The sequence below is a fragment of the Janthinobacterium darwini genome (genome assembly GCF_051380905.1).
Lineage (GTDB): Bacteria > Pseudomonadota > Gammaproteobacteria > Burkholderiales > Burkholderiaceae_D > Janthinobacterium.
Genome location: NZ_JBNYXX010000001.1, coordinates 652,096 through 677,071, shown reverse-complemented (window position 1 = coordinate 677,071; position 24,976 = coordinate 652,096). Strand labels below are relative to the sequence as shown.

Sequence of the window (24,976 nt, the reverse complement as noted above, 5' to 3'; positions counted from 1 at the left end):
GGGCCAGCGCCGTTGCGCGAAAAACCGCAGTGTAAGCTATCCCGCTATTTTCCGCCCTTTGGTCCCGTTAGCAAAGCCTGGGCGGGCGCTTTATGCACCAATCCGGGGCATCGATGGCAAAGCGCCGGGCAAAAGGGCGAAAAATCGGTTCACTGTCCCATCCACCGGAGAAAAAACTGAATTGTAACAATGCCAGACACATTGGCAGGCCATCGCCACCCTATAATTCCTGCTTTCATAGAGTCGCCAGGAAAGAATCGTGGACAAGAAGTTGACCAATATTCAGGAAAGAAAGCTACGCGAGGCTCAGGCGCGGCGCGAGCACATCATCGACGTCGTCAAAGACCTCATCAAAAAGGGAGGCGCGCGCGCCGTCTCCATCCGCAAAGTGGCCGAGGCGGCCGGTTTTTCCACCACCGTCGTGTACGCCCTGTTCCGCGACAAGGCCACCTTGATCGCCCAGGCCATGGACAAGGACTTGCTTGAACTGGTGCGCGCCATGCGCAGTGCGTCCGCCAACAGCATAGACCCATGGGATCGCATCCGCCTGGTCGGTCGCGCGTACATCGAGTACGGTTTCCAGCATCCCGACGAGTATTCGCTGATCTTCATGGAATTGCGCCCGCATGCGGAAATCGACGCTGTAGAAGTGGAACACGGCAATATCGAGCAGGATCCATACGCCTACGCGTTGCACCTGTTCGGCGAACTGGCGCAGGCGGGCAAGGTGCGCCAGGACGAGCCAGCGCTGCACACGATGACGCAAATCTTCTGGCAATCGCTGCACGGCCTCGTTTCGCTGCGCATCGTCATGGATGCGGGCGACCCATGGACGCCGCACCCGGAAATGAATGCGCATATCGACGACTTGCTGGCCGTCGTGACGGCAGGCATCCGACTGCGCTTTGCGCCAGCGGTCTGACCCTTGATCTGGCGCAACATGCGCCAGGCAAAAAAAGTGGGCAGGCGCGGTGCTGCACCGCCCTGCCCTGTTTCGAGCTTAAGCAAGCTTACTGCGCTGCCAGCATGCTCTGCGTTTCCTGGTAGCGCGTATGCCATGACAGCGCCTGCTCCAATATGTGCGGCGTGTGACCGCCGCGCTGGCATGCCGCGTCGTAATACGCGCGCAATTGATCGCGGTAATCGGGGTGCGTGCAGCGCTCGATGATCAACGGCGCCCGTTCGCGCGGCGCCAGTCCGCGCAAGTCCGCATAGCCCCACTCCGTTACCAGCACATCGACGTCATGCTCCGTATGATCCACATGCGAGACCATCGGCACGACGCTGGAAATACGTCCACCCTTGGCCGCCGATTTCGACACGAACATCGACACTTGCCCGTTCCGCGCAAAGTCGCCCGAGCCACCGATGCCGTTCATCATGTGCGTGCCGCACACGTGCGTGGAGTTGACGTTGCCGTAGATATCGAATTCCAGCGCCGTGTTCAGGGCAATGATGCCCAGGCGGCGCACGATTTCCGGGTGGTTGCTGATCTCTTGCGGACGCAGCACGATTTTTGACCGGTAATGGTCGATATTGTCCATCAGCTTTTGATGCACGGCGGCCGACAGGGTGATCGACGAGGCCGAGGCGAACGCCAGCTGACCCGAATCGAGCAGCTCGATGGCGCTATCCTGCAGCACTTCCGAATACATGGTCATGTTCCGGAAGGGCGAGCCGATCAGGCCATGCAGCACGGCGTTGGCGATGGTGCCGATGCCCGCCTGCAGGGGCAGCAATTCCGGCCCCATGCGCCCGGCCGCCACTTCGCCTTCCAGGAAGGCGATCACATGGCTGGCGATGGCCTGCGTTTCCGCGTCGGGCGGCAAGGCGTTCGACGGGCTGTCGGGGCTATCCGTGATGACAATGGCGGCGATGCGGGCCGGATCGATGGCAATGGCCGTGCTGCCCAGGCGCTGGTCGACGCGCGTGAGCGGAATCGGCTCGCGGCCCGGCAGGGCTTGCGGAATATAAATGTCGTGCAAGCCTTCCAGCGCCAGCGGCGTGGACAGGTTGATTTCGATGATGACTTGCGTTGCCTGCTGGGCGAAGGCGGCGGAATTGCCCACCGACATGGTCGGGATGATGGCGCCGGCCGCCGTGATGGCCGTCGCTTCGATGACGGCGATATCGACGGCCGCCAGGTTGCCCGAACGCAACTGCTCAGCCGTTTCCGACAGATGCTGGTCGATGAACATGACCTCGCCCTTGTTGATCTTGCCGCGCAAGACCGGGTCGACCTGGAATGGCATGCGGCGCGCCAGCACGCCCGCCTCGGCCATCAGGCCGTCGCTGCCATTGCCAAGCGAAGCGCCCGTGATCAGGGTCAGGCTCAAGGGATCTTTCAGGGCGCGCTCGGCCAGCGCGCGCGGCAGGGCCTTGGCGTCGCCGGCACGGGTGAACCCGCTCATGCCGACACGCATGCCGTTGTGGAACAATTTGGCTGCCTCATCGGCGCTCATGATTTTGCCGAGCAAGCCTGGGTGGCGGATACGGTCCTCGTACATCGTGATGCTCCTGATATTCTTAATATTCTCAAACTGGATGGCTGTCATACACCAACCCCATAAGTGGATTCAGTATAAAATCCCGGCTACATGCATGGCATGAATTAATTTCGCCAAACCCAGTCGATATTTTCATGCTTCGCCGAGGCGAGCCCCATCTTGGATATCCGTTCCCTGCGCTATTTTGTCGAAACCGTGCGCCTGTCGAGCTTTACGCAGGCGGCCGAATCGCTGCACCTGACCCAGTCGACCATCAGCAAGATGGTGCGCCAGCTGGAAGAAGAAGTGGGCGCGCAGCTGCTGGTGCGCGACGGGCGCAAGCTGACCCTGACGGACACGGGCCGCATCGTCTACCAGCACGGCCAGGAAATGCTGGCCAATATGCGCCAGCTGACCCTCGAAGTGCGCGACACGCAGACCTTGCAGCGCGGCAGCCTGACGGTCGGCATCCCGCCCATGATCAATGTGCTGTTCACGCCCGTATTGAAGGCCTTCCGCACGCGCCACCCGAACATCAGCCTGACCCTGCAGGAAGATACGGGCCAGCAGATCGAGCGCAAAGTGGCGGCCGGCGAGCTGGAAATCGGCATGACGGTGCTGCCGGCCGACCCGGAACTGGACCTCGTGGCGGTGACCATCGCCAGCTACCCGATCTGGGCCCTGGCTGAGCCGGGCACGTTCCAGAAAAAGCGCACTAGCTTGCCCTTCAAGGCGCTGGCCGAGCTGCCGCTGGTGCTGTTGAAAGATGATTTCGCGCTCACGCGCAGCCTGCGCCAGCATTTCGCGCAGGCGGGCTTCACACCGACCATCGCGGCGCAGAGCGGACAGTGGGACTGGCTGGTGGCGATGGCCTCGGCCGGCCTGGGCGTGGCCCTGCTGCCTGAGCCCTTCATCCACCGCCTGGCCGGCGAACCGCTTGAGGCGGTGCGCATCATCGAACCGGAGGTGGCGTGGCAGGTGGCGCACGTCTGGAGCGGGCGCTATCTGTCGCACGCGGCGCGCGCCTGGCTCGAGGTCTGCCAGGACGTGCTGGGCACGCAGTTCGCGCACTGACGTAAAAAAGGGTGGCCGAGGCCACCCTTTTGATTGATCACGACAGCGCGCCTTATTTGGCGGCGGCGTCGTTGTACATGCTGGCGTATTTCCAGCCGAAGTACAAAATGAAGGTGTAGCACAGGGCCGGCACGAGGAAGGACAGCTGCAGGTTGATGTGGTCGGCCAGGAAGCCCTGGATGAACGGCACGATGGCGCCGCCGACGATAGCCATGCACAGGATGCCCGAACCTTGCCCCGTTTGCGCACCCAGCTTGTTCAGGGCCATGCTGAAGATGGTCGGGAACATGATGGAGTTAAACAGGCCGACGGCGATCAATGCCCACATGGCAGTATGACCGCTGGAGAACACGGCAACGAGGATCAGCGCGATGACGACGGCGGCGTTGAAGGCCAGGGTCTTGCCCGGGCTGACATAGCGCATCACGGCAAAGCCGACGAAGCGGCCCAGCATGGCACCACCCCAGTAATAGCTGACGAAATAGGCGGCGTCGGCGTGGCTGAGGCCAGCGATATGGCTCTCGCCCAGGAAGTTGATCAGGAAGCTGCCGATGCTGACTTCACCGCCCACATACAGGAAGATGGCCAGCGCGCCCAGCACCAGGTGGCGGTGCGACCAGATCGAGACCTTGTCGCCAGCCTGCGCCAGGGCAGCCGCATCGCCGGCATGCGAAATCTTCGGCAATTTTGCCAGCGCGAACAGCACGGCCAGGATCACCAGCGTAGCGGCCAGCACCAGGTAAGGACCTTGCACGGAGGCCGCCTCCTTGGCGCGGTAAGCCAGCTGCTCGGCCGCCGGCAACAGGTCGAACTGCTGCACCGTCAGCACGGTGCCGGACAAGATCAGCATGCCGCCCAGGGCCGGCGCCACGGTGGTACCCAGCGCATTGAAGGCTTGTGTCAGGGTCAAACGGCTCGACGCCGTCTGCGGGTCGCCCAGTTCCGTCACGTAGGGATTGGCCGCCACTTGCAGCACGGTGATGCCGGCCGCCAGGATGAAGAAGGACAAGAGGAACAGCGCGTAGCTGCCGGTCGATGCCGGGTAGAACATGGCGCAGCCTGCAGCCGCGATCAGCAAGCCGGCGACGACGCCGCGCTGGTAGCCGATTTTCTTGATCAGCATGCCCGCTGGCAGTGAAACGATGGCGTAAGCGCCAAAGAAGCAGAACTGCACCAGCATCGCCTGGACATAGGTCAAGGTGTAGATCGAGCGCAGATGGGGAATCAGCACATCATTGAGCGATGTCAGCAGCCCCCACATGAAAAACAGCACCGTGACAATGATCAGGGCGCCCGTATTGTTTTGCGTGCCGGCCTGTGCGGACTGTACGCTTTGGCCTTGCTTTACGTATTCCATACCTTCTCCATTTTTCAATTCCAAGTTGATCTTGCCAGGCATGGAAGCGTTTCCACCCGGGCAGCACCAGGACGCGCAAGCGCCACGCAGATATCAGCGTGGGCCATGACTGCCATCAGCGAAATGGGGGCAGGCAGGGCGACTCTTGCGCGCGACAGGCGCACGGCCGACCGTTTCTCGTCAGAATGATGTTTTGTGGACGCGGCATGCCTGCGGGCTGCGTCTGAAAACAACATTCAGAACAAAACAGTCTTGTAGTAAAACTACGATACTGCGCCGGCATTATGCCTTAAAGCCCCGTATTGCGCAGCTTTCCCGCCTGTTATTTGAAAAATGAATAGCTGACATTTGAAATCAAAAGTAGCCTTATAACTTGGAATCGCTATACTTATATTGCAGTGCAGCACAACGCGGCACGCCACTCAAGGAGTCTGCCATGTCTACCGCATTTACTTACCACACCACGCAAAACAGCAATATCGTCGCCACCCTGATCCACGCCGCCAAACGTGTGGGCGCCTGGCTGAACCAAAGCAGCGACCGCCGAGAACGTGCTTACGAAGAAGCCTACCTGGCCGAATCGACCGACCGCTACGATCTGGAATACCGCATGCGCGAACTGGCCCGTGCCAACCCGCAGCCAAGCTGGATGAGCGGCCTCAGCCGTTAAGAGTGACGCAGTACCCAGCCACGCATCGCAGCCCGTCATCGGCTGTAACAACATCGATAGCACCATCCTGCTCGCCTTGCGCTTGAGCACAGGATGGGCTATACAGGCGGAATGCAAACGCCCATGACCATCCTCGCCATCGCCGGCAGCCTGCGCGCCGCCTCTCTGAACACCGCCCTGCTGCACGCCATCGCCCGGCTTGCCCCGGCGGACTATGCAATCCGCATCTATCAGGGACTGGGAGAATTACCCCTGTTCAATCCCGACCTCGACGCCGACAGCCTGCCGGCCGTGACGGGCCTGCGCGACGCCATCCTGGCAGCCGACGTGCTGATGCTGGCCAGCCCCGAATACGCGCACGGCGTGAGCGGCCCCATGAAAAACGCGCTGGACTGGATGGTGGGAAATGAATCATTCATCGACAAGCCGCTGGTGCTGCTGAACACCTCGCCGCGCGCCACGCATGCGCAGGCGGCCTTGCGCGAAACGGTGCGCACCATGTCGGCGCGCGTGATCGACGAGGCCTGCATCAGCCTGCCTTTGCTGGGGTCGGGTCTCGATGCGGACGGCATCGCTGCAGACCCGGCATTGCGCCGGGCCATCCTCGATATGCTGCAGTGCATCAGGTCATTTTCATGACCCTCTGCACGTTTCGCTATCAGTTTATCTAGTTTTACTACGTACTTCTACGGACCGCTCAGTGTGGGATCATGCCGGTGAAGACGTACGCCTGCAGCATGGTAATGATGCCGATGATCACGGCAAATAGCAGACTGTGCTTCAAGGTAAAGCGGAACAGGTCCGATTCCTTGCCCACCAGGCCCGTTGCCGCGCAGGCGACAGCGATCGATTGGGGCGAAATCATCTTCGCCGTCACGCCACCCGTCGTATTGGCCGCCACCAGCAAGGTGTCGGACACGCCGATCTGGTGCGCCGTGGTGTTTTGCAAGGAGCAGAACAAGGCGTTCGAGGAAGTGTCGGAACCCGTCAGGAAGACGCCCAGCCAGCCCAGGAATGGGGAGAAGAACGGGAAGGCAGCGCCGCTGCCGGCTAGCAACAGGGCCAGGGTGGACGACATGCCCGAGTAATTGGCAACGAAGGCAAACGCCAGCACCAGGCCAATCGACAGCACGGGACGGCGCAATTCCACCACGGTTTCCACGAAGGCCTTGAGGCCATCGCGCGGCTTCATGCGCAGCATCAGCATGGACAGCACGGCCGTCAGCAAAATCGCCGTGCCCACAGCCGACAGCAAGTCCAGCTTGAACACGGCGTCATACGCCTTCGGCACGGCCACGATGGGCATGGTCTTGATCACCAGCTGGTCCAGGTAGGGCACGTGGATCTTGATGACCAGGCTCGATAGCGCCCCGCCGGCGGCAAACAGGGCCTTGAAGCCGGGCAGGCTCCACACGGTGACGATGGCCGTCAACAGGCCAAACGGCGCCCAGGCGCGCATGGTCTGCGCCGTCGTATAGGGCGAGGCGGCGCGGCTGCCGCTGCCGCGCAGGTCCGTCTTGCCGGCGCCACCGCCAAAACCGGACAGCGCGGCCGTGCCGCCGCCGACGGCATGGGCCACTTTCGCATTCTTCGGCTGCCACACTTTCAGGAACAAGGTCAGCGACACCAGGCTGACGAGGGCCGAGGTGATGTCCGGCAGTTCAGGGCCGATATGGTTGGAAGTGAAGTACTGGGTGACGGCAAAGCTCAAACCCGTCACCAGCGCGGCCGGCCACACTTCGCGCACGCCGCGGAAGCCATCCATCATGAACACCAGCCAGAACGGCACCAGCAGCGACAGCAGCGGCAACTGGCGGCCCGCCATGGCGCCGATCAGGAACGGGTCGATGCCTGTCACCTGGCCCGCCACAATGATGGGGATGCCCATGGCGCCAAAGGCCACGGGCGCCGTGTTGGCGATCAGGCACAGGCCCGCCGCGTACAGCGGGTTGAAGCCCAGGCCCACCAGCAGCGCCGACGTGATGGCCACGGGCGCGCCGAAACCGGCAGCCCCTTCCAGGAAGGCGCCGAAGGCAAAGCCGATCAGCAGCACCTGCAGGCGCTGGTCGTCCGTGACCGACAGCACGGAGGCGCGGATGATCTCGATCTGCCCCGTTTTCACGACGATCTTGTACAGGAAGACGGCCGTGACGATGATCCACGCGATGGGCCACAAGCCGTAAGCAAAACCGTAACCGGCCGCCGCCAGCGCCTGCGGCACGGGCATGCCGTAAGCGAAAATCGCCACAGCCAGCGCCAGCGCCAGGGTGACGGCGGCCGCCACGTGGCCCTTGATGCGCAGCGCCGCCAGGGCGATAAAGAAGAAAATGATGGGAACGGCTGCCGCCAGCGACGACAGCCACAAGCTGCCGAGCGGGGTATAAAGTTGGGTCCAGGTTTGCATGTCGGGTCTCCTCCGGTGGATGCGGGTTGAGTAAAAAAAACGGCTTTTGATGTAATTGTGTGTAGCGTGTTTTTTGCGGTGCTTCGGTGCTGCCGGGCGGGGCTATTCTTCCTGCCCCCGTGCGTTGAGCAGGTCGGCCAGGCTGCGCGGCGCCGGCGTCAAAGGCTTGCGGTGCTGCGTCCAGCCCAGTTGCGCGCGCGGCGTCAGCAGCCGCAGGCGCGTGGCGGCCCAGCGGAACAGGCGGTAGCTGGCGGGGCGCGCAAAGGCGCCGCTCCAGAAACGCCAGATCAGGCTTTCGCCGCGGCTGAACTTGGCGCCCTGGCCGCGCAGCGGATGGGCCACCTGTTCGCCGGGATTGCGGTTCGCCTCCGTGCGCAGGCGCACGAGCAGTTGCGGAATCGGGATGCGCACGGGGCACACTTCGCCGCAGGCGCCGCACAGGCTGGAAGCGGTGGCCAGGTCGGCCGTCGCGGCGAGCCCCAGCAAGTGGGGCGAGATGATCTTGCCGATCGGCCCCGGATACGTGGTGCCGTAGGCGTGGCCGCCGATGCGCGTATAAACGGGGCAGTGGTTCATGCAGGCGCCGCAGCGGATGCACTGCAAGGTGGCGCGCAGCTGCTCGTCCGCGTAGGCCTGGCTGCGGCCGTTATCGAGCAGCACTAGGTGCACTTCGCGCGGCCCATCCTTTTCACCCGCGCGGCGCGGGCCGGAAATCAGGTTGAAATAGGTGGTGATCGCCTGCCCCGTCGCGGAGCGCGTCAGGAGACTCGCCAGCGGCACGATATGTTCCAGCTTGGCCACCACCTTTTCCATGCCCATGATGGCGATGTGCACCTCCGGCACGGACGTCGTCAGGCGGCCATTGCCCTCGTTTTCCACCAGCCACAGGGTGCCCGTGTCGGCCGCCGCGAAGTTCACGCCTGACAGGCCGATGTCGGCCTCGACGAAGGCGTGGCGCAGGGCGCGCCGGCCCGTCTGGATCAGGCTATCTACGTCTTCCGTGTAGGGCGCATCGGGGATATGCTCGGCGAACAGGCCGGCGATGTCCGCGCGGGTCTTGTGAATCGCCGGCATGACGATGTGCGACGGCTTCTCGCCGGCCAGCTGCACGATGTACTCGCCCATGTCCGACTCCAGGCACGTCATGCCGCGCGCTTCCAGGTAGTGATTGAGCTCGATTTCCTCGCTGGCCATCGACTTGCCCTTGATAAAGCGCGTCGCCTGATTGCGCTGGGCGATGGCGTGGATGATGGCGTTGGCCTGCTCGCCATCCTCGGCCCAGTGCACCTGCACGCCGGCCGCCGTCAGCTTGTCTTCCAGCTGCACCAGCAGATCGGGCAGGCGCGCCAGTGCGTGCTGGCGCACAGCTTCGCCGATGTCGCGCAGGCGCTCCAGCTCATCGCCATCGGGGAATTGGGCGCTGCGTTTGTCCTGTAAAAAATCCATGGCGCCGCGAAAGCTCTGGCGCAGCTTCGGGTCGTCCAGCGCGGCGCGCGCGCGCGCGTGGAAGTCTGCCGGTTTGACGAATTGCAAGGGCTTGGCGTTCATGGCTGGCCTCCTTCATGGGCTGACAAGTCATCGATGATCAGCACCCACAGCCAGCGCGGGCCGTGCGCGCCATAGGCCAGGGTTTGCTGGATATCGGACGTTTTCGAGGGGCCAGACACCAGCACCAGGTTGGCCGGCATGCCGTCCGCCCAGCGCTCGGCGCGCGCCGCCGCGTGCAAGTCCGCGTGCAGGGTGCTCGCATACACGAGGCAAATGTGCAGCGGTGGCGCCAGCGACACCGTGCGCGGCGTGGCTGCGTCAGGTGCGATGACCAGGGTGCCGCTGGCGGCGATACCCGAACGGGCGACCGTGAAACCCGCGTCGACGCTATCGAACAACTCGCCCTTCCATTGCGCCAGGGGACGCTCAAAAGACAGCGCTTCTACGCCGGTCGGCAAGGCGGCGTTCAATGCCCGCCCTTCGGCGCTGCCGGCATCGAACAGCAGACGGTGCACGCCGTGCGCGCCCAGGCGCTGCGCCAGCATGGCGGGCCAGGCGTCTGCGCTCACGCAATCGACTTGCGCATGCGCGGCACGCAAGGCGGCCTGCATGGCGGCCATCTGCTGGTGCGGCGACTGCGGCGCTTGCGCGCGGCGTGCCTGGTAGTGGCTGTCGATGGCGACGTCGATGGTGTCCACCGCCACAGGCGAGGCGGGCTTGGCTGCGCGCAGCCGTCCCAGCATGCGTTCGCGGGCAGTCAGGGCCGCGCTCATGCCGCGCCTCCCGTGCGGCGCCACAAAAAACTGGCCAGGTGCTCGACGGGCAGCGGCGCGCCCTGGTGCTGCGCGGCGTGGCCGATATTGAGCAGGCAGCCGCAGTCGGCCGAGACGAGCCGGTCGCAGCCCGTGGCACAGGCCGAAGCGATCTTGTCGCTGACCATGGCGCCGGAAATGTCCGGGTGCTTCAATGAAAACGTGCCGCCAAAGCCGCAGCATTCCGATTCGCGCTGATGTTCGATGCGCGTCACGCCGGGCAAGGCGTCGACCAGGGCCACGCCGTGCTGGCGCGTGCCCATTTCGCGGCGCGCGCCGCACGAGGTATGCAGCACCACGTTTTCATCCGCCTGCCCGGGGTCGGCCAGGGCCAGGCTGGCCAGGTCGAGTTTCAGCACGCAGAGGAGAAATTCGCTCAGTTCATACACGCGTCCGGCCAGCTCCAACGCCTTGGGACCAGCGACCGGGTCGTCCTGGAACAGCTGCGGCCAGTGGTGGCGCATCATGCCGGCGCAGGAACCGGACGGCACGATCACGGGCCAGGGCTGCGCAAACAGGTCGAGCTGGGCGCGCGCCACGGCACGCGCCTGCTCCGGGTTGCCGCTGCTGTAGGCAGGCTGGCCGCAGCAGCTCTGCCCGCGCGGATAATGCACCAGCAAGCCTTCCCGCTCCAGCAGGCGCACCGCGTCGAGCCCCGCCTGCGGCACGAACAGGTCGACCAGGCAGGTGGCGAACAGGTACACCTGGAGCGGTGCGGGCGGATACTGGCGTGGCTGGCGCGGGTCTGGCTGCATGAGTGTGTCTCCCCGGCGCTCTGTATGTTGCTGCGGCGCCGCTGTGTGTTGTTAAGAATGACCGGTTCACGCATAATTCCAGCTTCCGCGAGCCACTTCAAATTGCTCGGACCACTTGAAAACAACAAACGAGACAACAGCGATGGCGACAGGCATGCAAACGCGGGGCAGGGTCGAAATGGTGATGCGCAGGCTGGAGACAGCCCTGCTGGACGGCAGCCTGCCGGCGGGCGCGCAGCTGCCGGCCGAGCGCCTGCTGGCGCTGCAATATGGGGTCTCGCGCAATACCGTGCGCGAAGCGGTGCAGCGCCTGGCGGCGCGGGGACTGGTGCGCAGCCGGCGCGGCGCCGGTGTATTTGTGACAGATCAATTGCGCACCGGCATAGCCTCGCCGTGGAGCCAGCTGGTGGCCGACCACCCCGCCCTGCGCGACGACATCCTGGAATTTCGCCGCGTGCTGGAAGGAGCGACGGCCTATTTTGCGGCGCAACGGGCCAGCACCGGCGAGCGCGCGCAGATCATGGCGCTGCTGGCCGAACTGGAACAGGCGCGCGCCAGCGACGACAAGCACGGCGAGGCGCAGGCCGATGCGCGGCTGCATGAAGTCATCGCGCAAGCGTCGCACAACACCATGTTCCTGCACTTGCACACCAGCATCATCGGCATGCTGCGCGAACATATCACCATCAATGGCACGGGCTTGCGCCAGCAGGATGACGCCACCTCGCTGCAACTGCTGTCGCAGCACCGCACCCTGTGCGAGGCCATCTGCGCCAGCCAGCCCGAGGAGGCGCGCACGGCCATGCAAAGCCACATCGATTTCGTCCGTACGCGCGTCACCAGCGAAGACGATGGAGGCCACTGGTAGGACCAGTACATGAACTCAAAGGCGGCAAAAACTGCTACCATCGCGCGCCGCCACTCACTTCACTCTCGCATGACCGTCCTTAGCCACACCCATCCGCTGGTACTCCAGCTGGAAAACGACTTGCTGCCCCTGTTCCGCGCCGCCCTGCCGCCACTCGTGGCCGCTGCGCCTCAGGTGCTCGCCTCCGTGTTCGCCTTTTCCAGCGGCACGGCCAGCGCTTTCGAGGATTATCATTTCGGCATTTCCTGCCTGCTCGGGGAAGTGCCCGAGGATGCACCGGAAGAAGTCGCCCTGCTGGTCAGCGTCACGGGACTCGACGCCAGCGCCCGGCTGAGCGCAAAAATCGTCTGGGGCCAGCCATCGGGCCTGGTGGAGGCGCAGACCGAGCTACTGGATGGCGAGCTGCCTGCCCTGCATGCGGCCCTGCCCGGCTTGCTGGCCAGCTTGCAACAGGCAGTCTGCCGTGGCAGGCCGAATGTGACAGGAGCATGAAAAAGTTCCAGGAAACAACAACTTACGATTTCCGTAGCGCAACTTTATTGACTTCCACTAGCCCTAGCCCCTATCCTTTCGGTTACGTTTGGTGAGAATGTGTGCATGTTCCTGCGAACATGCACACGGCGTCGCCTTGCTTGCGCAAAGTCCATTCCGCATTTATTTATTGCAACCATCAGGGCAACGTGCCTGGACGGCCGCTGCCGGCAAATACGGAGCCGACTGCCATGCCATCGAACCGCCATTTTCGTGGAACATCCTTGCTGGGCTGTGTCTTCCTGCTCGCCGCCATGCCCGTGCAGGCGCAGACCACGGACAGCGCTGCCGCCACCTTCAGCGCCAATGCCAGCCTCACCTCGCAATACATTTCACGCGGCTTTCGCCAGACCTGGGGTAAACCTGCGCTGCAAGCGGGTGCCGACTACGCGCACCCCAGCGGCTGGTCGCTGGGCACCTGGGTTTCCAGCGTCAGCGACCGTTATATCGAGGACGCGACCATCGAATGGGACCTGTATGGCGGCTACAGCGGCACGGTAGGCGAACTGGGCTACAGCGTGCTCGCGTACTATTACAAGTATCCGGGCGCCGTCTACCGCGCCACGGGCGTCAAGTACGACTATGGCGAGGTGTCGCTGGGCCTCAGCTACAAGATGCTGTACGCCAAGTACAACCGTACCGTCACGCCGGACTTCTTTGGCATCACGAATGCGCGCGGCACGGGCTACCTGGACGTGGGCGCGAATGTCGACCTGGGCAATGCCTGGACCTTGAACCTGCACGCCGGCAATGGCCGGGTGGCGGGCACGGGTAATGCCATCTGGAACTGGCATGACGCCAAGGTCGGCGTCACCAGAACCTTCGACGGCGGATGGAGCGCCAGCGCCGCTATCACGCGCGCCTGGGGCGCCACCGATGCCTACGACCATTACACCCTGGGCATCCCGAATGCGGCCGGCCAGTTTGACACGTCCAACCCCGCCGCCGCCACGCTGGTCGTGGCCATCAGCAAGACGTTCTAGGCGCGCCACACGCGCCGCCCAAGATACCGATACACATCCCCATCAAGGAACAGCATCATGCAACTTTCTCTCAACAGCAAAATCTGCGTCGCCGCTACCGCGCTCGCCATCCTCAGCCTGGGCGTCACGGCGGCGGTGATCGGCTACAAGAGCAGCGCCAGCGCCGAGGCAGCCGCTTTGGCACTGGCGCACACGTCGGCGCGCGAAGTGGCGGGTGCTCTGCAGGCGCGCATCGCCAGCAACCTGGCCAGCGTCAGCAGCCTGGCCGGCGCCATGCGCGGCACGAAAAGCGCGAACCTGCCCCTGCAGCGCGAGCAGATCAATGAACTGACCAAGGCCACCCTGAGCAGCTCGGAAGACTTGCTGGGCGCGGCCGTAACGTGGGAACCGAACGCGCTCGACGGCAAGGATGCGGAATTTGCCAACCAAAAACCGAACTACGACGCCAGCGGCCGCTTCATGCCCTACTGGACACGGGGCGCCGGCGGCAAGCTGCAAGTCGAACCCATCGTCTTCGATCCGAAACCGGGCGCCAACGACTGGTATGACGTGCCCAAGCGCACGGGTAAAACCTTCTTTACGGAACCGTATATCTACCCCGTCGATGGCAAGAATGTCCTGATGGCCTCGCTGGTGACGCCCATCATGATCGACGGCAGCTTCAAGGGCACGGCCAGCGCCGACTTCATGCTCACGCGCCTGGCGAAAATCCTGGCCGACCTGAAAGTGATCGAGGGCGGCAAGCTGGCGCTGATCTCGAACGGCGGCCTGTACGCCAGCCACCCCGTGCCTGAGCGGCTGGGCAAGAAGGCCGACGACGTGCCGGCCGCCGGTCTGGAAAAGGTACGCCAGGGCCAGGCGTATGAATACGAGGATGACCAAGGCTACATCCATTTGCTGCAGCCGCTGCAGATCCACCCCGACATCGCGCCCTGGAGCGTGGAACTGAACTTCCCGAAAAGCGTGGCCACCGCCTCGGCGCGCGAGCTGATGACCTACACCCTGATCGTCGCCCTGCTGTGCGCGGCAGCCACGGCCGGTATCCTGATCCTCGTCGTCAACCAGCTGACGCGCCCCCTGCGCACCCTGGGCCGCACCATGACGGATCTGTCCAGCGGCGACGCCGACCTGCGCGTCAAACTGGAAGTCAAGGGCACCGACGAGCTGGCCGTCATCGGCAAGGGTTTCAACGCCTTCGTGGAAAAGATCCACGCCGTGCTGCTGCAAGTGCAAGCCAGCGCTGACAATGTGGCCCGCGCCAGCGCGGAAATTGCACAAGGCAATAACGACCTGTCGGCCCGCACGGAACAGCAAGCCAGTTCGCTGGAAGAGACGGCCGCCTCGGTAGAGGAGCTGACGGGCACCGTCAAGGAAAACGCCGACCATGCGCGCCAGGCGAATCAATTGGCAGCTTCCGCGTCCAGCGTGGCACAAAAGAGCGGCGAAGTGGTCGGCAAGGTGATAGCCACCATGACCTCGATCAATGACTCGTCGAACAAGATCGTCGACATCATCAGTGTGATTGACGGCATCGCCTTCCAGACGAATATCCTGGCGCTGAACGCGGCCGTGGAAGCGGCGCGCGCGGGCGAACAGGGGCGCGGTTTCGCCGTCGTCGCCACGGAAGTGCGCAACCTGGCACAGCGCTCGGCCGCGGCGGCCAAGGAAATCAAGCTGCTGATCGACGATTCCGTCGGCAAGGTGGCTGCAGGCAGCAAACTCGTCGATGAAGCGGGCGCCACCATGGAGCAGGTGGTCGACAGCGTGCGCAAGGTCACCGCCATCATGGCCGACATCAGCGTCGCCACCACCGAGCAAAGCGACGGCATCGCCCAGGTCAACCAGGCGCTGGCGCAGATGGATGGCGTGACGCAGCAAAACGCGGCCCTGGTCGAGGAAGCGGCGGCCGCCGCCGAAAGCTTGCAAGACCAGGCCAGCCATCTGGCCGAGGTGGTCAGCGTGTTCAAGCTGGGCGAGCAGGTGCGCCAGACGGCACCAGCAGCAAGCGTGGCGACGCCGCGCGCCGCCACGCCAACAACACCGGCGCCCGCCAAGCGCCTGAGCATCGCCAAGCCGCAAGCAGCACAGCGTGCGCCCGCCAAGGCACCGGCAGGGGATGACTGGGAAGAATTTTAAGCCTGCCATCTCTGGCGGCGGCCGGCGCCATTATCAGGCGCCGGTATTATCTTCACCTGCTGCATTCGCAAGACAATGGCGCTCTGTATATGCGGCCCTATCCTATCAATACGTGCTTCTTTCATGATTATGCGCGGCACTCCACCCGTTTCTTCTCGCCGTCATTTAATGGCAGCACTTGAGATTGCATTCATATCCCGCCACAAAGATGGGCTTTGTTAATGGTATCTGGCACAGTGGTCTTGACTGGCTGTGGTGGTGGCCGTGCCGGTAGTGTTGACGTCGCTGTCCCGCCAGTGGTGCTCGCGCCCCTTCCTGCACTGGCCGCTTATGTTGATACTTGGCAACCCGCTTGTGAAAACCAGTACCGCCAGCTCCCGATTGCAGCGGCCCCGTGCAGTTCAGCGCGTCACCGCGACATGATCCAAATCAAGTCAGCGATAGATTCGGCGAGAATTGCCGCTGATTAATAATCCTATAATCAGGCCGCGTTGACGGCACGCCCTGCTGCCGGATGAAAAAGGATGATGAATGAAAAAATTACTGGCTGTATTGGCTGGCTCGGCCGCAACACTCCTGGCTGGCTGCGGTGGTGGTGGCAGCGGTACGGCGCAACAGCTTGCCGGCGAGTCCGGCAGCACTTCGCCGCTGGCCGCGTATGTCGGCACCTGGCAGTCGGCCTGCGACCATCACGACCGCCAATTGCTCGTCATCGCGTTGAAGAGCGACGGCAGCGGTTCGCTGGAACTGACGCCGACCGGCGAAACGTACTTCAAGGCCGATTGCTCCGGCCCCGTGGTCGCGACAGACGGCATGAGCGCGACGATCACCGGCAAGCCGGATGGCACAGCCGACATGCTGATCAAGCTGGCGGAAAACGCCACAGCAACGAGCTTGCGCGTCGACAAGATCACCTCGTCGGTCCCGGCCTATACGTTCCTGAGGAGCGGTACTACCGTAAAATATGTACAGATGGATGGCAAGAACAACTGGTGCGTTGACGTGGACAATGGCGCTTCCTGCATGCAGGACGACGGCATGCAGCCGGCATTAAGCGTCCCCGGCGGCCTGTCTTTGCGCGCTAACGACCTGTACACGGTGATGCTGGACAAGGGCGCGTATGTGCTGGACATGCACTACGTCAAAAAATAAACGCTTGATCTGCTGTGGGGCCGCCCGGCCCTGCAGCTTGCCACAGCCGCGCCATCCCGCCCGCCGCCGCATCGACTTGAGGCCATTAGCGAGTGTATGTGCAGAATCGAACATACATTGCGAAAATACAAAGCTATTCTGTTGAAAAACAGGAGCTTGCCATGCCGCCCAATGCCTTTCCCCTACCGTCCAACGCTGCACTGGCCGCCCTGCTGCAGCCACAGGACAGCGCTTTCCACCCCATCGAATGCTTGCAGCGTCTGCGCGACGCGGGGCTGGACCAATTACCCCTGCCCGGCCACGGCTCCACGCTGCAGCGCTGGCAAATGCTGGCTGCCATCGCCGCCATCGACCTTTCTCTGCTCAAGCTGTACGAGGGCCATACCGATGCACTGGCCATCCTGGCGGAGATCGACGGGCCCGGCGCACCGACCGGCAGCAGCTGGGGCGTATGGTGCGCGGAAATGCCGGGCGCGCGCGTACAGTTGCAACAGGCGGCCGATGGCCGCTATGTGCTCGATGGCCGCAAGGCCTGGTGCTCGGGGGCGAATGGACTCAGCCACGCCTTGGTCAGTTGCTGGAATGAGGAAGGCCAGGCTTGCCTGGCCTCCGTGGCGCTGTCGCAGCCGGGAGTGCACGTCACGGATGAAGGCTGGCAAGCCGTCGGCATGCTAGCCTGCGCCAGCGTCGACGTGACCTTTTCCGGCGCGCGGGCCTTTCCCGTGGGCCCGCCGGGCGCCTACCTGGAGCGCCCCGGCTTCTGGCATGGCGGCGCCGGCATCGCAGCCGCCTGGTATGGCGCGGCCTGCGCCGTCGCCAGCCACCTGCATGCGCGCGCGCAGCACGCTGCCCCCGATCCCGTGCGCCTGGCGCAACTGGGCCAGATCGACTGCGCATTGCGCGCCACCGGCGCCCTGCTGCGCGAAGGCGCCGCCGAAATCGACGCACAGCCGCAGCGCGACGCCATGGGCCTGGCCCTGCGTCTGCGCCTGGCGGTGGAAGACGCCGCCACCCAAGTCCTGCACCTGGCCACGCGTGCACTGGGCGCCGGCCCCCTGTGCCGCGATGCCCGCTTTGCACGCCTGGCGGCCGACCTGCCCGTCTTTCTGCGCCAGAGCCACGCCGAACGCGATCAGGCCGTGCTGGGCGGTATTGTCGCCGGCGCCGAAGACCACCCGTGGGCACTTTGACATGCTCGCCCATCCCGATACGCATGCGCGCCGCATCGAAGGCAGCGGCACGCCGGACCATGTGTGGCTATCCTGGCGGGGGTTGAACGACCTGCCCACCATCAGCGCGCACGCAATGGTGCCGCCAGGGACGCGCGCCGTCATCGTCGCGCCCCATCCCGACGATGAAATCCTCGCCTGCGGCGGCTTGCTGCAACTGCTGGCGGCGCAGGGCAGCGAACTGCTGCTCATCGCCGTCACCGATGGCGACGCCAGCCACCCGGGCTCGCCGCTCTGGCCACAGGATCGCTTGCGCCAGGTACGCCCGCAAGAGTCCGCGCAGGCGCTGGCCGCACTGGGACTGGCGTCGCCCGCATGGCTGCGCCTGCACCTGCCCGATGGCGGCGTGGCCGGCATGACACCACACCTGAGCACCACATTGGCAGCGCAGCTGCGTCCCGGCGACAGAGTCTTCACCACCTGGCGCCTGGACGGCCACCCGGACCATGAAGCATGCGGCCGGGCTTGCGCTTCGGCATGCGCGGCCAGCGGCGTCCCCCTGGTGGAAATGCCCATCTGGGGCTGGCACTGGGCCGCACCGGGCGACATGCGCGTGCCGTGGCATCGCGCACACCGCCTGCCCTTGCCAGCCCCCATCCTGCAGCGCAAGCGCGACGCCCTGCACTGCTTCGCCAGCCAGATGCAGGACGACCCGTCGACGGGACGGCCCGCCATCGTCGCCGGCGACGCCTTGCGGCGCCTGCTGCATGCCTGGGAGGTGTATTTTCTATGAACGCATCTTTCATGCCCGACGAGCAGCGCGGCAGCTATTTCGAACAACTGTATCGCCAGGATGCCGACCCGTGGCGGGTGCGCCAGCGCTGGTACGAAGAGCGCAAGCGCGCCCTGCTGCTGGCCAGCCTGCCACAGCGGCGCTACCGCCACGCCTATGAACCAGGCTGCGGCAATGGTGAACTAACGCTCGAACTGGCGCGGCGCTGCGACCGCGTGCTGGCAGCCGACCTTTCGGCCGAAGCGCTGCGGCTGGCGCAGCAGCGCCTGCTGGCCGCGGGATGCGGCAGCAACGTCGTCCTCGCGCAGCACCGGCTGCCGCAAGACTGGCCGCGCATCCTGCCCGGCGCCGACAAATTCGACCTGATCGTCCTGAGCGAGATCGCCTATTACCTGTCGCCGGAAGAACTGGCACGCGTGGTCGAACACAGCATCGCCAGCCTGGCGCCGGGCGGCAGCATCGTCTTGTGCCACTGGCGCGCGCCGTTTGCGCAGCGCATCATCTCAACCGTGCGCGTGCATGCGGCGTTCCAGGATGCGCCCGGCCTGCACCGCGTGCTGCGCCATGAAGAAACCGACTTTCTGCTGGGGATCTGGTCGAACGATACGCGCTCGGTGGCGCAATGCGAGGGCTTCGCATGATAGGCGTCGTCGTACCCGTGCATAACGAGGAAGCGTGCCTGGGCGCCTGCCTGGAAGCGTTACGCCTTGCCGCCACCTGTCCCTTGCTGCATGGCGAGGCGGTGTGCATCGTCATCGTGCTCGATACCTGCAGTGACCAGTCGCAGCGCATCGTGCTGGAGCATGCCATGCAGGCGGACCTGCGCTGGCGTCTCGACTGCATCGCCATCAATGCGCAGAACGTGGGCACCGCGCGCGCGGCCGGCGCGCAGCAACTGCTGCAGCGCGGTGCCCGCTGGCTGGCCTTTACGGATGCGGATACGCGCGTATCGCCCTCCTGGCTGAGCGCCCAACTGGGCCTGGACGCCGATGCCGTCTGCGGCACTGTGGCGGTGGACGACTGGTCGCCGCATGGGCCAAACGCCGCTGCGCTGCGCCAGCACTTCGCGCACACCTACACCGATGCCGACGGCCACCGCCACATCCATGGCGCCAACTTCGGCGTACGCGCCAGTGCCTACCTGCGCGCAGGCGGCTTTGCGCCATTGGCCTGCAGCGAGGACGTGGCCATGGTCGCCGCGCTGCAAGAATGCGGCGCGCACATCGCCTGGAGCGCCGCACCGCGCGTCACCACCAGCGCCCGCCGCCATGCGCGGGCAAGGGGCGGCTTCGGCGATACTTTGCTGCAGGTGGTGGCGGCGATGGAATCGTCACCACTCCTGACGCTGACATAGCCTAAAAAAGATCGCCGGGCCGGTTTTTTCCCGGTCCGGCGATCAGGTTTTTCCTTGCTACTTGATTACTTCAGCGGCATGGCGATACCGAACATCACCGATTGGGTACGCCCGCTATCGATATTCAGATTGCTGTTGTAGTCCAGCGTGAGGGTCATGCCGTTCGACAGCAGCAGCTTCACGCCCAGCCCCGCCGTCCAGTTACCCGTCTGCTGCGGCAAGGTGCGGATCACATACACGGGACCGTCCGCCGCCAGGTCGGCATACGCCAGGCGCGCATCATCGGCGCCCTGGAACTGGTGGCGGTACTCGAGCCGCGCACGCGGGAACCACGTGCCCAGGCCTCCCACGTACAAGCCCTCGGCCCGCACACCCAGCGCGCCGATGCGCGAACGCACGGTTTGCTTGAAGTAGCTCAAGGCATTGATGCCCGTCGCCTTCTCCGTGTACGGATCGAGCTTGGCCGACATCAGTTCCACCCGGCCATATGGGGACCACATCCATGTTTCATGGCGCATCTCGATACCGCCGACGACTGCACCGAACACTTGCTTGCCGTCGCGTTCACCCGTGGCGAAACCGCTGCCATCGCTCAGGTAGCGCGAGGCGTCGTATTGCAAGGTGCCATAGCCGAGCACACCGTCGAGGAAGACGCCTTTGCTTGGGCGCAGGGTGCCATACACGGCCGCCACGGCGCTGTCGGCCGTGCTGCGGCTGCCGTTCTGGCCCACGTCGCTGCGGTCATGGCTGAAGCCGGCACCCACGCCCAGGGTGGCCAGGTCGCTGAGACGGTAATCGCCGCCCACGCTGACGCCATTGGTGCGGAAACGGAAGCCCGTCTCGCGGCCATTCACATAGTGCTGGCCGAAATCGACCGCGCCACCAAGCCACAGCGATAAGGCCTGCTTCTGCCTGTCCGGCTTCTGCGGCATGTCCGGCAAGCCATTTGTAGCCTGGCCGACATCCACACCGCCCGCCTGTCTGTCGCTACTGAAACCAGTATCAGTTTGGCGCAAGGCTGCCTTGCGCATATATGGTTTCACGGCGGTACCAAACACGCGGTCTGCTTCCTGCTCCTGCCAGCGCGCCAGCGCCGCCGTCGGGTTGCCACTGTCGTTCGGCGGCGTCATGCTCAGGCCGAAGTTGGAACGTCCCCAGCCGTCACCATGCAGGCTTTCCAGGCGCTGCGTGAAGTTCGACAGCTGCGCGCTGGCGAAACGCCGCGCCGCATCGGCTTGCGCCGCCTGCAAGCCGATCACTTCCGGATCGACCGACGGATCGCGACGCGCCGTCACGGTCACGTTGACCACGCCCGGCTTCGAGGTGGCAAAGGCATTGTTCAGGGTGTAGCTGACGACAGCCGCGCCGGCAAACTTGCCCGACGCAGCAAAGCTCAGCTGGTACGACGGCTTGCCGGCCGTGCCCACGTCGCGCACCTCCGCCTTGCCCGCCTCCGCCGGCGTGACGCTGAGCACATTGGCCGCCGTGAACGGACCGCCCGTGGCGCCCGCAGTGAGATCGACGGTCACCGTCAGGCCGGCCACCACCGTGGCGCTCTGGTCGAGCACTTGCGGCATCGGATTGACCCTGATCGTCGATTTCACCGGCGCCGAAGTGCCGAACACGTTCGACACGGTGTAGCCGATGCTGATGTCGCCGCTGGTGTTGATGCCTGGCGTGTAGAGGATATCCATGCCGCTGACCGTTGCCGTGCCGCTGACGGGCTGCGTGGTGATGGCCACTGCCGTGAACGGGCCGCCGGTGGCGCCTTCCGTCACATGCAGGGTCACCGGCGTGCCGGCCAATACCGTCGCCGTTTTGGCGACAGGCACGGGCACTGGCTGCGGCGCCACCGTCACGCTGACCGTGGCCGGCGCGGACGTGCCGCCAGGGCCCGTGACCGTATAGCTGAAGGCGTCAGGACCAAAGTAGTCGGCATTCGGCACATACGTCAACTTGAAGCTCGCGCCCACGGCGCGCGCCATGCGCGCCAGCGCCCCCGTCGACACCACCGTGACGCGCCCATGCCGCGGCGGCGTGACGATGGTGACGTCGGTGATCGGGCTGCCATCGGTGGAAGCGATGGTCAGGCTCAACTCCTGGTTGACCGAGGTCGTCGCCGTTTCATTGGCAATCGGTGGCGGCGCCTGGTTCACCTGCAGGGTCAACGCTTGCTGCACCGTGAACTGGTGCGCATCCCTGGCCTGCAAGGTGAAGTTGTAACTGCCCGCCACCGTCGGCGTGCCGCTGACGATGCCGGTCGCCGCATCAAGCACCAGGCCGGTTGGCAAGGTCCCGCTGCTCAGGGAATATGCATAGGGCGCGATGCCGCCGGCGGCCGTGAACTGCTGGCTGTAGGCGTCGCCGGCGCGAATGCCAGCCAGGCTGGAGGGCGTGAGCGTCAAGGCTGGCGCGGCCACCGTCAGCGTATAGTTTTTGCTGACGCTGAATGGTGCCCCTACACCCGTGCTGCTATCCGTGACTTTGATGCTGAACGGGAAACTGCCGGCCACATTCGTCGTGCCGGAGAGTACGCCCGTCGCTGCGTTCAGGCTCAGGCCGACAGGCAAGCTACCAACCACGGCATAGCTATATGGCGCCGTGCCGCCCGTGCCCGTCAAGGTGGTGCTGTAGGCCGCTTCCGCCGTCGGATTGGGCAGGCTGGCTGGCATCAGAGCGAGCGTTGCCGAAGCTACAGTCAAGGTATAGTTTTTCGTCGCCGTGAACTGACGTGCATCCGTCACTTGAACGGTCAGCGCAAAACTACCGGCTGCCGTTGGCGTACCGCTCAGCACACCGCTTGCGCTCAGCGCCAGGCCGGCTGGCACGCTACCGGAAACCGTAAAAGCGTATGATTCGATACCGCCGGTGGCCGTCAATTGCTGGCTGTAAGCGGTACCAACTGTGGCGGCCGGCAAGCTGGCTGGCGTGATGTCCATCGCGGATGTCACCGTCAAGGCATAGCTTTGCGCTGCCTGGGCATTCACGCCAGCCACTGCGGCCTGCGTCGCGGTGATGCTGCTGGTACCAGCGGCAACGGGCGTGATGACGCCAGAGCTGCTGACGGTCGCCACGCCCGCATTCGAACTGGTATAGCTGATGGCGCCATAGCTGCCGCCCGCGAGGCTGGAAGTAGCCGCATTGGTAAAGCTATTCCCCAAAGGAACGGAAGCCGCAGTCGGTGTCGCAAACGTGATGACACCGGTCGGGATATACGTGAATTGATCCGCCACGCTGCTGGCACTGGTGCCGCCAACCGTAGTGACCTTCACGTCCACCACGCCCAGGCTGCCCGATGGACTGGTGGCCGTGATCTGCGTAGCACTGTTGACCGTGAAGCTGGTGGCATTGGCGCTGCCGAATCGCACCGCCGTGGCGCCGGCAAAGCCCGTGCCGGTGACGACGACGCTGGTGCCGCCTGTGATGGCGCCGGAAGCGGGCGCAATGCCGGTGACAGCCGGTACCACCACATAGGTGAACTGATCTGACGCGCTGGTAGCGCTGGTGCCGCCTGCCGTGGTGATGCGCACATCGATCGTGCCGGTGCCAGCCGGCGCCGTCGCTGTGATCTGCGAGGCACTGTTGACCGTGAAGCTGCTCGCCGCCGTGGCACCAAACGTCACCGCCGTGGCGCCGGAAAAGCCTGAGCCGTTGATCGTGACGCTGGTGCCGCCCGTCGTTGGACCGGACGTTGGCGACAGGCCGTTCACCACTGGCGCGCCCACATACGTGAATTGGTCCGCTGCAACCGCGGCACTGGTACCGCCCGTAGTAGTGATGCGCACATCGACCGTGCCGGAGCCCGCCGGCGCCGTCGCCGTGATCTGCGTGGCGCTGTTGACCGTGAAACCGGTCGCCGCCGTGGCGCCGAAGGTCACAGCTGCCGCGCCCGAAAAATTAGTGCCGGTGATGATGACCGTCGTGCCGCCGGTCGCCGGACCGGAGGTGGGCAAAATGCTGGTGACCACCGGTGCCGCCACATAGGTAAATTGATCGGCCCCGCTGGTGGCGCTGGTGCCACCCGCCGTGGTGACGCGTACGTCGACCGTGCCGGAACCCGCTGGCGCCGTCGCCGTGATCTGCGTGGCGCTGTTGACCGTGAAACCGGTGGCCGCCGTTGCGCCGAACGTCACCGCCGTCGCGCCGCCAAAATTCGCGCCAGTGATGATGACCGTGGTGCCGCCCGTCGACGGACCGGAGGTGGGCGAAATGCCACTCACCACGGGCCGTGCCACATAGGTAAATTGATCGGCAACACTGGTGGCGCTGGTGCCGCCTGGCGTGGTGACGCGCACGTCCACCGTGCCACTGCCCGCTGGCGCCGTCGCCGTGATCTGCGTGGCGCTATTAACCGTGAAACCGGTCGCCGCCGTGGCGCCGAAGGTGACAGCTACCGCGCCCGAAAAATTAGTGCCGGTGATGATGACCGTCGTGCCGCCGGTCGCCGGACCGGAGGTGGGTGAAATGCTGGTGACCACAGGTGCCGCCACATAGGTAAATTGATCGGCCCCGCTGGTGGCGCTGGTGCCCCCCGCCGTGGTGACGCGTACGTCGACCGTGCCGGAACCCGCTGGCGCCGTCGCCGTGATCTGCGTGGCGCTGTTGACCGTGAAACCGGTCGCCGCCGTGGCGCCGAACGTCACCGCCGTCGCGCCGCCAAAATTCGAGCCAGTGATGATGACCGTGGTGCCGCCCGTCGACGGACCGGAGGTGGGCGAAATGCTGGTGACCACCGGTGCCGCCAAGTAGGTAAATTGATCGGCCCCGCTGGTGGCGCTGGTGCCGTTTGGCGTGGTGACGCGTACGTCGACCGTGCCTGAGCCCGCGGGCGCCGTCGCCGTGATCTGCGTGGCGCTGTTGACCGTGAAACCGGTCGCCGCCGTGGCGCCGAACGTCACCGCCGTCGCGCCGCCAAAATTCGAGCCAGTGATGATGACCGTGGTG

General features: G+C 64.6%; 20 protein-coding genes. 13 read left to right on the top strand and 7 right to left on the bottom strand.

Going from position 1 to position 24,976, the window contains the following annotated elements; all coding sequences use genetic code 11:
- Positions 1 to 259: 259 nt before the first annotated feature.
- Positions 260 to 922 carry a TetR/AcrR family transcriptional regulator gene (locus ACQ4WZ_RS03005; protein WP_101482199.1) on the top strand — a complete coding sequence of 221 codons (663 nt, stop codon included), beginning with the start codon at positions 260 to 262 and terminating at the stop codon, positions 920 to 922.
- Positions 923 to 1,010: 88 nt separating this feature from the next.
- Here ACQ4WZ_RS03005 and scpC read toward each other — a convergent pair whose 3' ends face one another.
- The gene (scpC, locus tag ACQ4WZ_RS03000; RefSeq protein ID WP_436572547.1) at positions 1,011 to 2,507 is read right to left on the bottom strand and encodes a succinyl-CoA:acetate CoA-transferase ScpC; all 1,497 of its coding nucleotides are present in this window, start codon (positions 2,505 to 2,507) and stop codon (positions 1,011 to 1,013) included.
- A gap of 159 nt (positions 2,508 to 2,666) precedes the next feature.
- On the opposite strand from scpC, the gene ACQ4WZ_RS02995 reads away from it, so the two are divergent.
- A complete protein-coding gene (locus ACQ4WZ_RS02995) occupies positions 2,667 to 3,560 on the top strand; it encodes a LysR substrate-binding domain-containing protein (RefSeq protein ID WP_436572546.1) in 894 nt (297 codons plus the stop codon).
- A gap of 52 nt (positions 3,561 to 3,612) precedes the next feature.
- On the opposite strand, the gene fucP is transcribed toward ACQ4WZ_RS02995, so the two are convergent.
- The gene (gene fucP, locus ACQ4WZ_RS02990; protein WP_436572545.1) at positions 3,613 to 4,917 is read right to left on the bottom strand and encodes an L-fucose:H+ symporter permease; all 1,305 of its coding nucleotides are present in this window, start codon (positions 4,915 to 4,917) and stop codon (positions 3,613 to 3,615) included.
- Positions 4,918 to 5,353: 436 nt separating this feature from the next.
- Here fucP and ACQ4WZ_RS02985 point away from each other — a divergent pair, with 436 nt between their 5' ends.
- Positions 5,354 to 5,587, top strand: a complete 234-nt coding sequence (locus tag ACQ4WZ_RS02985; protein WP_101482201.1) for a DUF3563 family protein — start codon at positions 5,354 to 5,356, stop codon at positions 5,585 to 5,587.
- A 123-nt stretch (positions 5,588 to 5,710) separates the two neighbouring features.
- Positions 5,711 to 6,226, top strand: a complete 516-nt coding sequence (locus ACQ4WZ_RS02980; RefSeq protein ID WP_436572544.1) for an NADPH-dependent FMN reductase — start codon at positions 5,711 to 5,713, stop codon at positions 6,224 to 6,226.
- A 58-nt stretch (positions 6,227 to 6,284) separates the two neighbouring features.
- On the opposite strand, the gene ACQ4WZ_RS02975 is transcribed toward ACQ4WZ_RS02980, so the two are convergent.
- The 4 genes from ACQ4WZ_RS02975 to ACQ4WZ_RS02960 all read right to left on the bottom strand — a co-directional run bounded on the left by ACQ4WZ_RS02975 (position 6,285) and on the right by ACQ4WZ_RS02960 (position 11,046).
- The gene (locus ACQ4WZ_RS02975; protein WP_436572543.1) at positions 6,285 to 7,991 is read right to left on the bottom strand and encodes a lactate permease LctP family transporter; all 1,707 of its coding nucleotides are present in this window, start codon (positions 7,989 to 7,991) and stop codon (positions 6,285 to 6,287) included.
- A gap of 102 nt (positions 7,992 to 8,093) precedes the next feature.
- The gene (locus tag ACQ4WZ_RS02970; RefSeq protein WP_436572542.1) at positions 8,094 to 9,539 is read right to left on the bottom strand and encodes a LutB/LldF family L-lactate oxidation iron-sulfur protein; all 1,446 of its coding nucleotides are present in this window, start codon (positions 9,537 to 9,539) and stop codon (positions 8,094 to 8,096) included.
- A complete protein-coding gene (locus tag ACQ4WZ_RS02965; RefSeq protein WP_101482205.1) occupies positions 9,536 to 10,252 on the bottom strand; it encodes a LutC/YkgG family protein in 717 nt (238 codons plus the stop codon). The genes ACQ4WZ_RS02970 and ACQ4WZ_RS02965 overlap by 4 nt, the downstream gene beginning before the upstream one ends.
- A complete protein-coding gene (locus ACQ4WZ_RS02960; protein ID WP_101482206.1) occupies positions 10,249 to 11,046 on the bottom strand; it encodes a (Fe-S)-binding protein in 798 nt (265 codons plus the stop codon). The genes ACQ4WZ_RS02965 and ACQ4WZ_RS02960 overlap by 4 nt, the downstream gene beginning before the upstream one ends.
- A gap of 154 nt (positions 11,047 to 11,200) precedes the next feature.
- Between ACQ4WZ_RS02960 and ACQ4WZ_RS02955 the strand changes: the two genes are divergently transcribed.
- The 9 genes from ACQ4WZ_RS02955 (at position 11,201) to ACQ4WZ_RS02915 (ending at position 20,032) form a co-directional block, all read left to right on the top strand.
- Entirely contained in the window at positions 11,201 to 11,914 is a 714-nt protein-coding gene (locus ACQ4WZ_RS02955; RefSeq protein ID WP_436572541.1) for a FadR/GntR family transcriptional regulator, read from the top strand.
- A 69-nt stretch (positions 11,915 to 11,983) separates the two neighbouring features.
- Positions 11,984 to 12,406 carry a hypothetical protein gene (locus tag ACQ4WZ_RS02950; RefSeq protein ID WP_133990018.1) on the top strand — a complete coding sequence of 141 codons (423 nt, stop codon included), beginning with the start codon at positions 11,984 to 11,986 and terminating at the stop codon, positions 12,404 to 12,406.
- A 230-nt stretch (positions 12,407 to 12,636) separates the two neighbouring features.
- Positions 12,637 to 13,428: a TorF family putative porin gene (locus ACQ4WZ_RS02945; RefSeq protein ID WP_436572540.1), complete on the top strand. Its 792-nt coding sequence runs from the start codon at positions 12,637 to 12,639 to the stop codon at positions 13,426 to 13,428.
- A 57-nt stretch (positions 13,429 to 13,485) separates the two neighbouring features.
- Positions 13,486 to 15,564: a methyl-accepting chemotaxis protein gene (locus tag ACQ4WZ_RS02940; protein WP_436572539.1), complete on the top strand. Its 2,079-nt coding sequence runs from the start codon at positions 13,486 to 13,488 to the stop codon at positions 15,562 to 15,564.
- A 531-nt stretch (positions 15,565 to 16,095) separates the two neighbouring features.
- Positions 16,096 to 16,716 carry a hypothetical protein gene (locus tag ACQ4WZ_RS02935; RefSeq protein ID WP_436572538.1) on the top strand — a complete coding sequence of 207 codons (621 nt, stop codon included), beginning with the start codon at positions 16,096 to 16,098 and terminating at the stop codon, positions 16,714 to 16,716.
- Positions 16,717 to 16,877: 161 nt separating this feature from the next.
- A complete protein-coding gene (locus ACQ4WZ_RS02930; protein ID WP_436572537.1) occupies positions 16,878 to 17,906 on the top strand; it encodes an acyl-CoA dehydrogenase family protein in 1,029 nt (342 codons plus the stop codon).
- 1 nt (position 17,907) lies between these two features.
- On the top strand, positions 17,908 to 18,678 hold the full coding sequence (locus ACQ4WZ_RS02925) for a PIG-L deacetylase family protein (RefSeq protein ID WP_436572536.1): 771 nt from the start codon (positions 17,908 to 17,910) through the stop codon (positions 18,676 to 18,678).
- Complete coding sequence (locus tag ACQ4WZ_RS02920) at positions 18,675 to 19,319, top strand: class I SAM-dependent methyltransferase (protein ID WP_436572535.1); 645 nt, start codon at positions 18,675 to 18,677, stop codon at positions 19,317 to 19,319. Before ACQ4WZ_RS02925 ends, ACQ4WZ_RS02920 begins: the two co-directional genes overlap by 4 nt.
- The gene (locus ACQ4WZ_RS02915; RefSeq protein WP_101482214.1) at positions 19,316 to 20,032 is read left to right on the top strand and encodes a glycosyltransferase family 2 protein; all 717 of its coding nucleotides are present in this window, start codon (positions 19,316 to 19,318) and stop codon (positions 20,030 to 20,032) included. Before ACQ4WZ_RS02920 ends, ACQ4WZ_RS02915 begins: the two co-directional genes overlap by 4 nt.
- 65 nt (positions 20,033 to 20,097) lie before the next feature.
- Here the strand turns inward: ACQ4WZ_RS02915 and ACQ4WZ_RS02910 are convergent.
- The coding region (locus ACQ4WZ_RS02910; protein ID WP_436572534.1) for an IPT/TIG domain-containing protein at positions 20,098 to 24,976 on the bottom strand (4,879 nt) is incomplete at its 5' end.

Coding starts and splice junctions, on each gene's coding strand:
- ACQ4WZ_RS02980 (WP_436572544.1), top strand. CDS start 5,711: ATGACCATCCTCGCCATCGCCGGCAGCCTGCGCGCCGCCTCTCTGAAC.
- ACQ4WZ_RS02970 (WP_436572542.1), bottom strand. CDS start 9,539: ATGAACGCCAAGCCCTTGCAATTCGTCAAACCGGCAGACTTCCACGCG.
- ACQ4WZ_RS02930 (WP_436572537.1), top strand. CDS start 16,878: ATGCCGCCCAATGCCTTTCCCCTACCGTCCAACGCTGCACTGGCCGCC.
- ACQ4WZ_RS02915 (WP_101482214.1), top strand. CDS start 19,316: ATGATAGGCGTCGTCGTACCCGTGCATAACGAGGAAGCGTGCCTGGGC.
- ACQ4WZ_RS02965 (WP_101482205.1), bottom strand. CDS start 10,252: ATGAGCGCGGCCCTGACTGCCCGCGAACGCATGCTGGGACGGCTGCGC.
- ACQ4WZ_RS02935 (WP_436572538.1), top strand. CDS start 16,096: ATGAAAAAATTACTGGCTGTATTGGCTGGCTCGGCCGCAACACTCCTG.
- fucP (WP_436572545.1), bottom strand. CDS start 4,917: ATGGAATACGTAAAGCAAGGCCAAAGCGTACAGTCCGCACAGGCCGGC.
- ACQ4WZ_RS02920 (WP_436572535.1), top strand. CDS start 18,675: ATGAACGCATCTTTCATGCCCGACGAGCAGCGCGGCAGCTATTTCGAA.
- scpC (WP_436572547.1), bottom strand. CDS start 2,507: ATGTACGAGGACCGTATCCGCCACCCAGGCTTGCTCGGCAAAATCATG.
- ACQ4WZ_RS02955 (WP_436572541.1), top strand. CDS start 11,201: ATGCAAACGCGGGGCAGGGTCGAAATGGTGATGCGCAGGCTGGAGACA.
- ACQ4WZ_RS02925 (WP_436572536.1), top strand. CDS start 17,908: ATGCTCGCCCATCCCGATACGCATGCGCGCCGCATCGAAGGCAGCGGC.
- ACQ4WZ_RS02960 (WP_101482206.1), bottom strand. CDS start 11,046: ATGCAGCCAGACCCGCGCCAGCCACGCCAGTATCCGCCCGCACCGCTC.
- ACQ4WZ_RS02940 (WP_436572539.1), top strand. CDS start 13,486: ATGCAACTTTCTCTCAACAGCAAAATCTGCGTCGCCGCTACCGCGCTC.
- ACQ4WZ_RS02950 (WP_133990018.1), top strand. CDS start 11,984: ATGACCGTCCTTAGCCACACCCATCCGCTGGTACTCCAGCTGGAAAAC.
- ACQ4WZ_RS02975 (WP_436572543.1), bottom strand. CDS start 7,991: ATGCAAACCTGGACCCAACTTTATACCCCGCTCGGCAGCTTGTGGCTG.
- ACQ4WZ_RS02985 (WP_101482201.1), top strand. CDS start 5,354: ATGTCTACCGCATTTACTTACCACACCACGCAAAACAGCAATATCGTC.
- ACQ4WZ_RS02945 (WP_436572540.1), top strand. CDS start 12,637: ATGCCATCGAACCGCCATTTTCGTGGAACATCCTTGCTGGGCTGTGTC.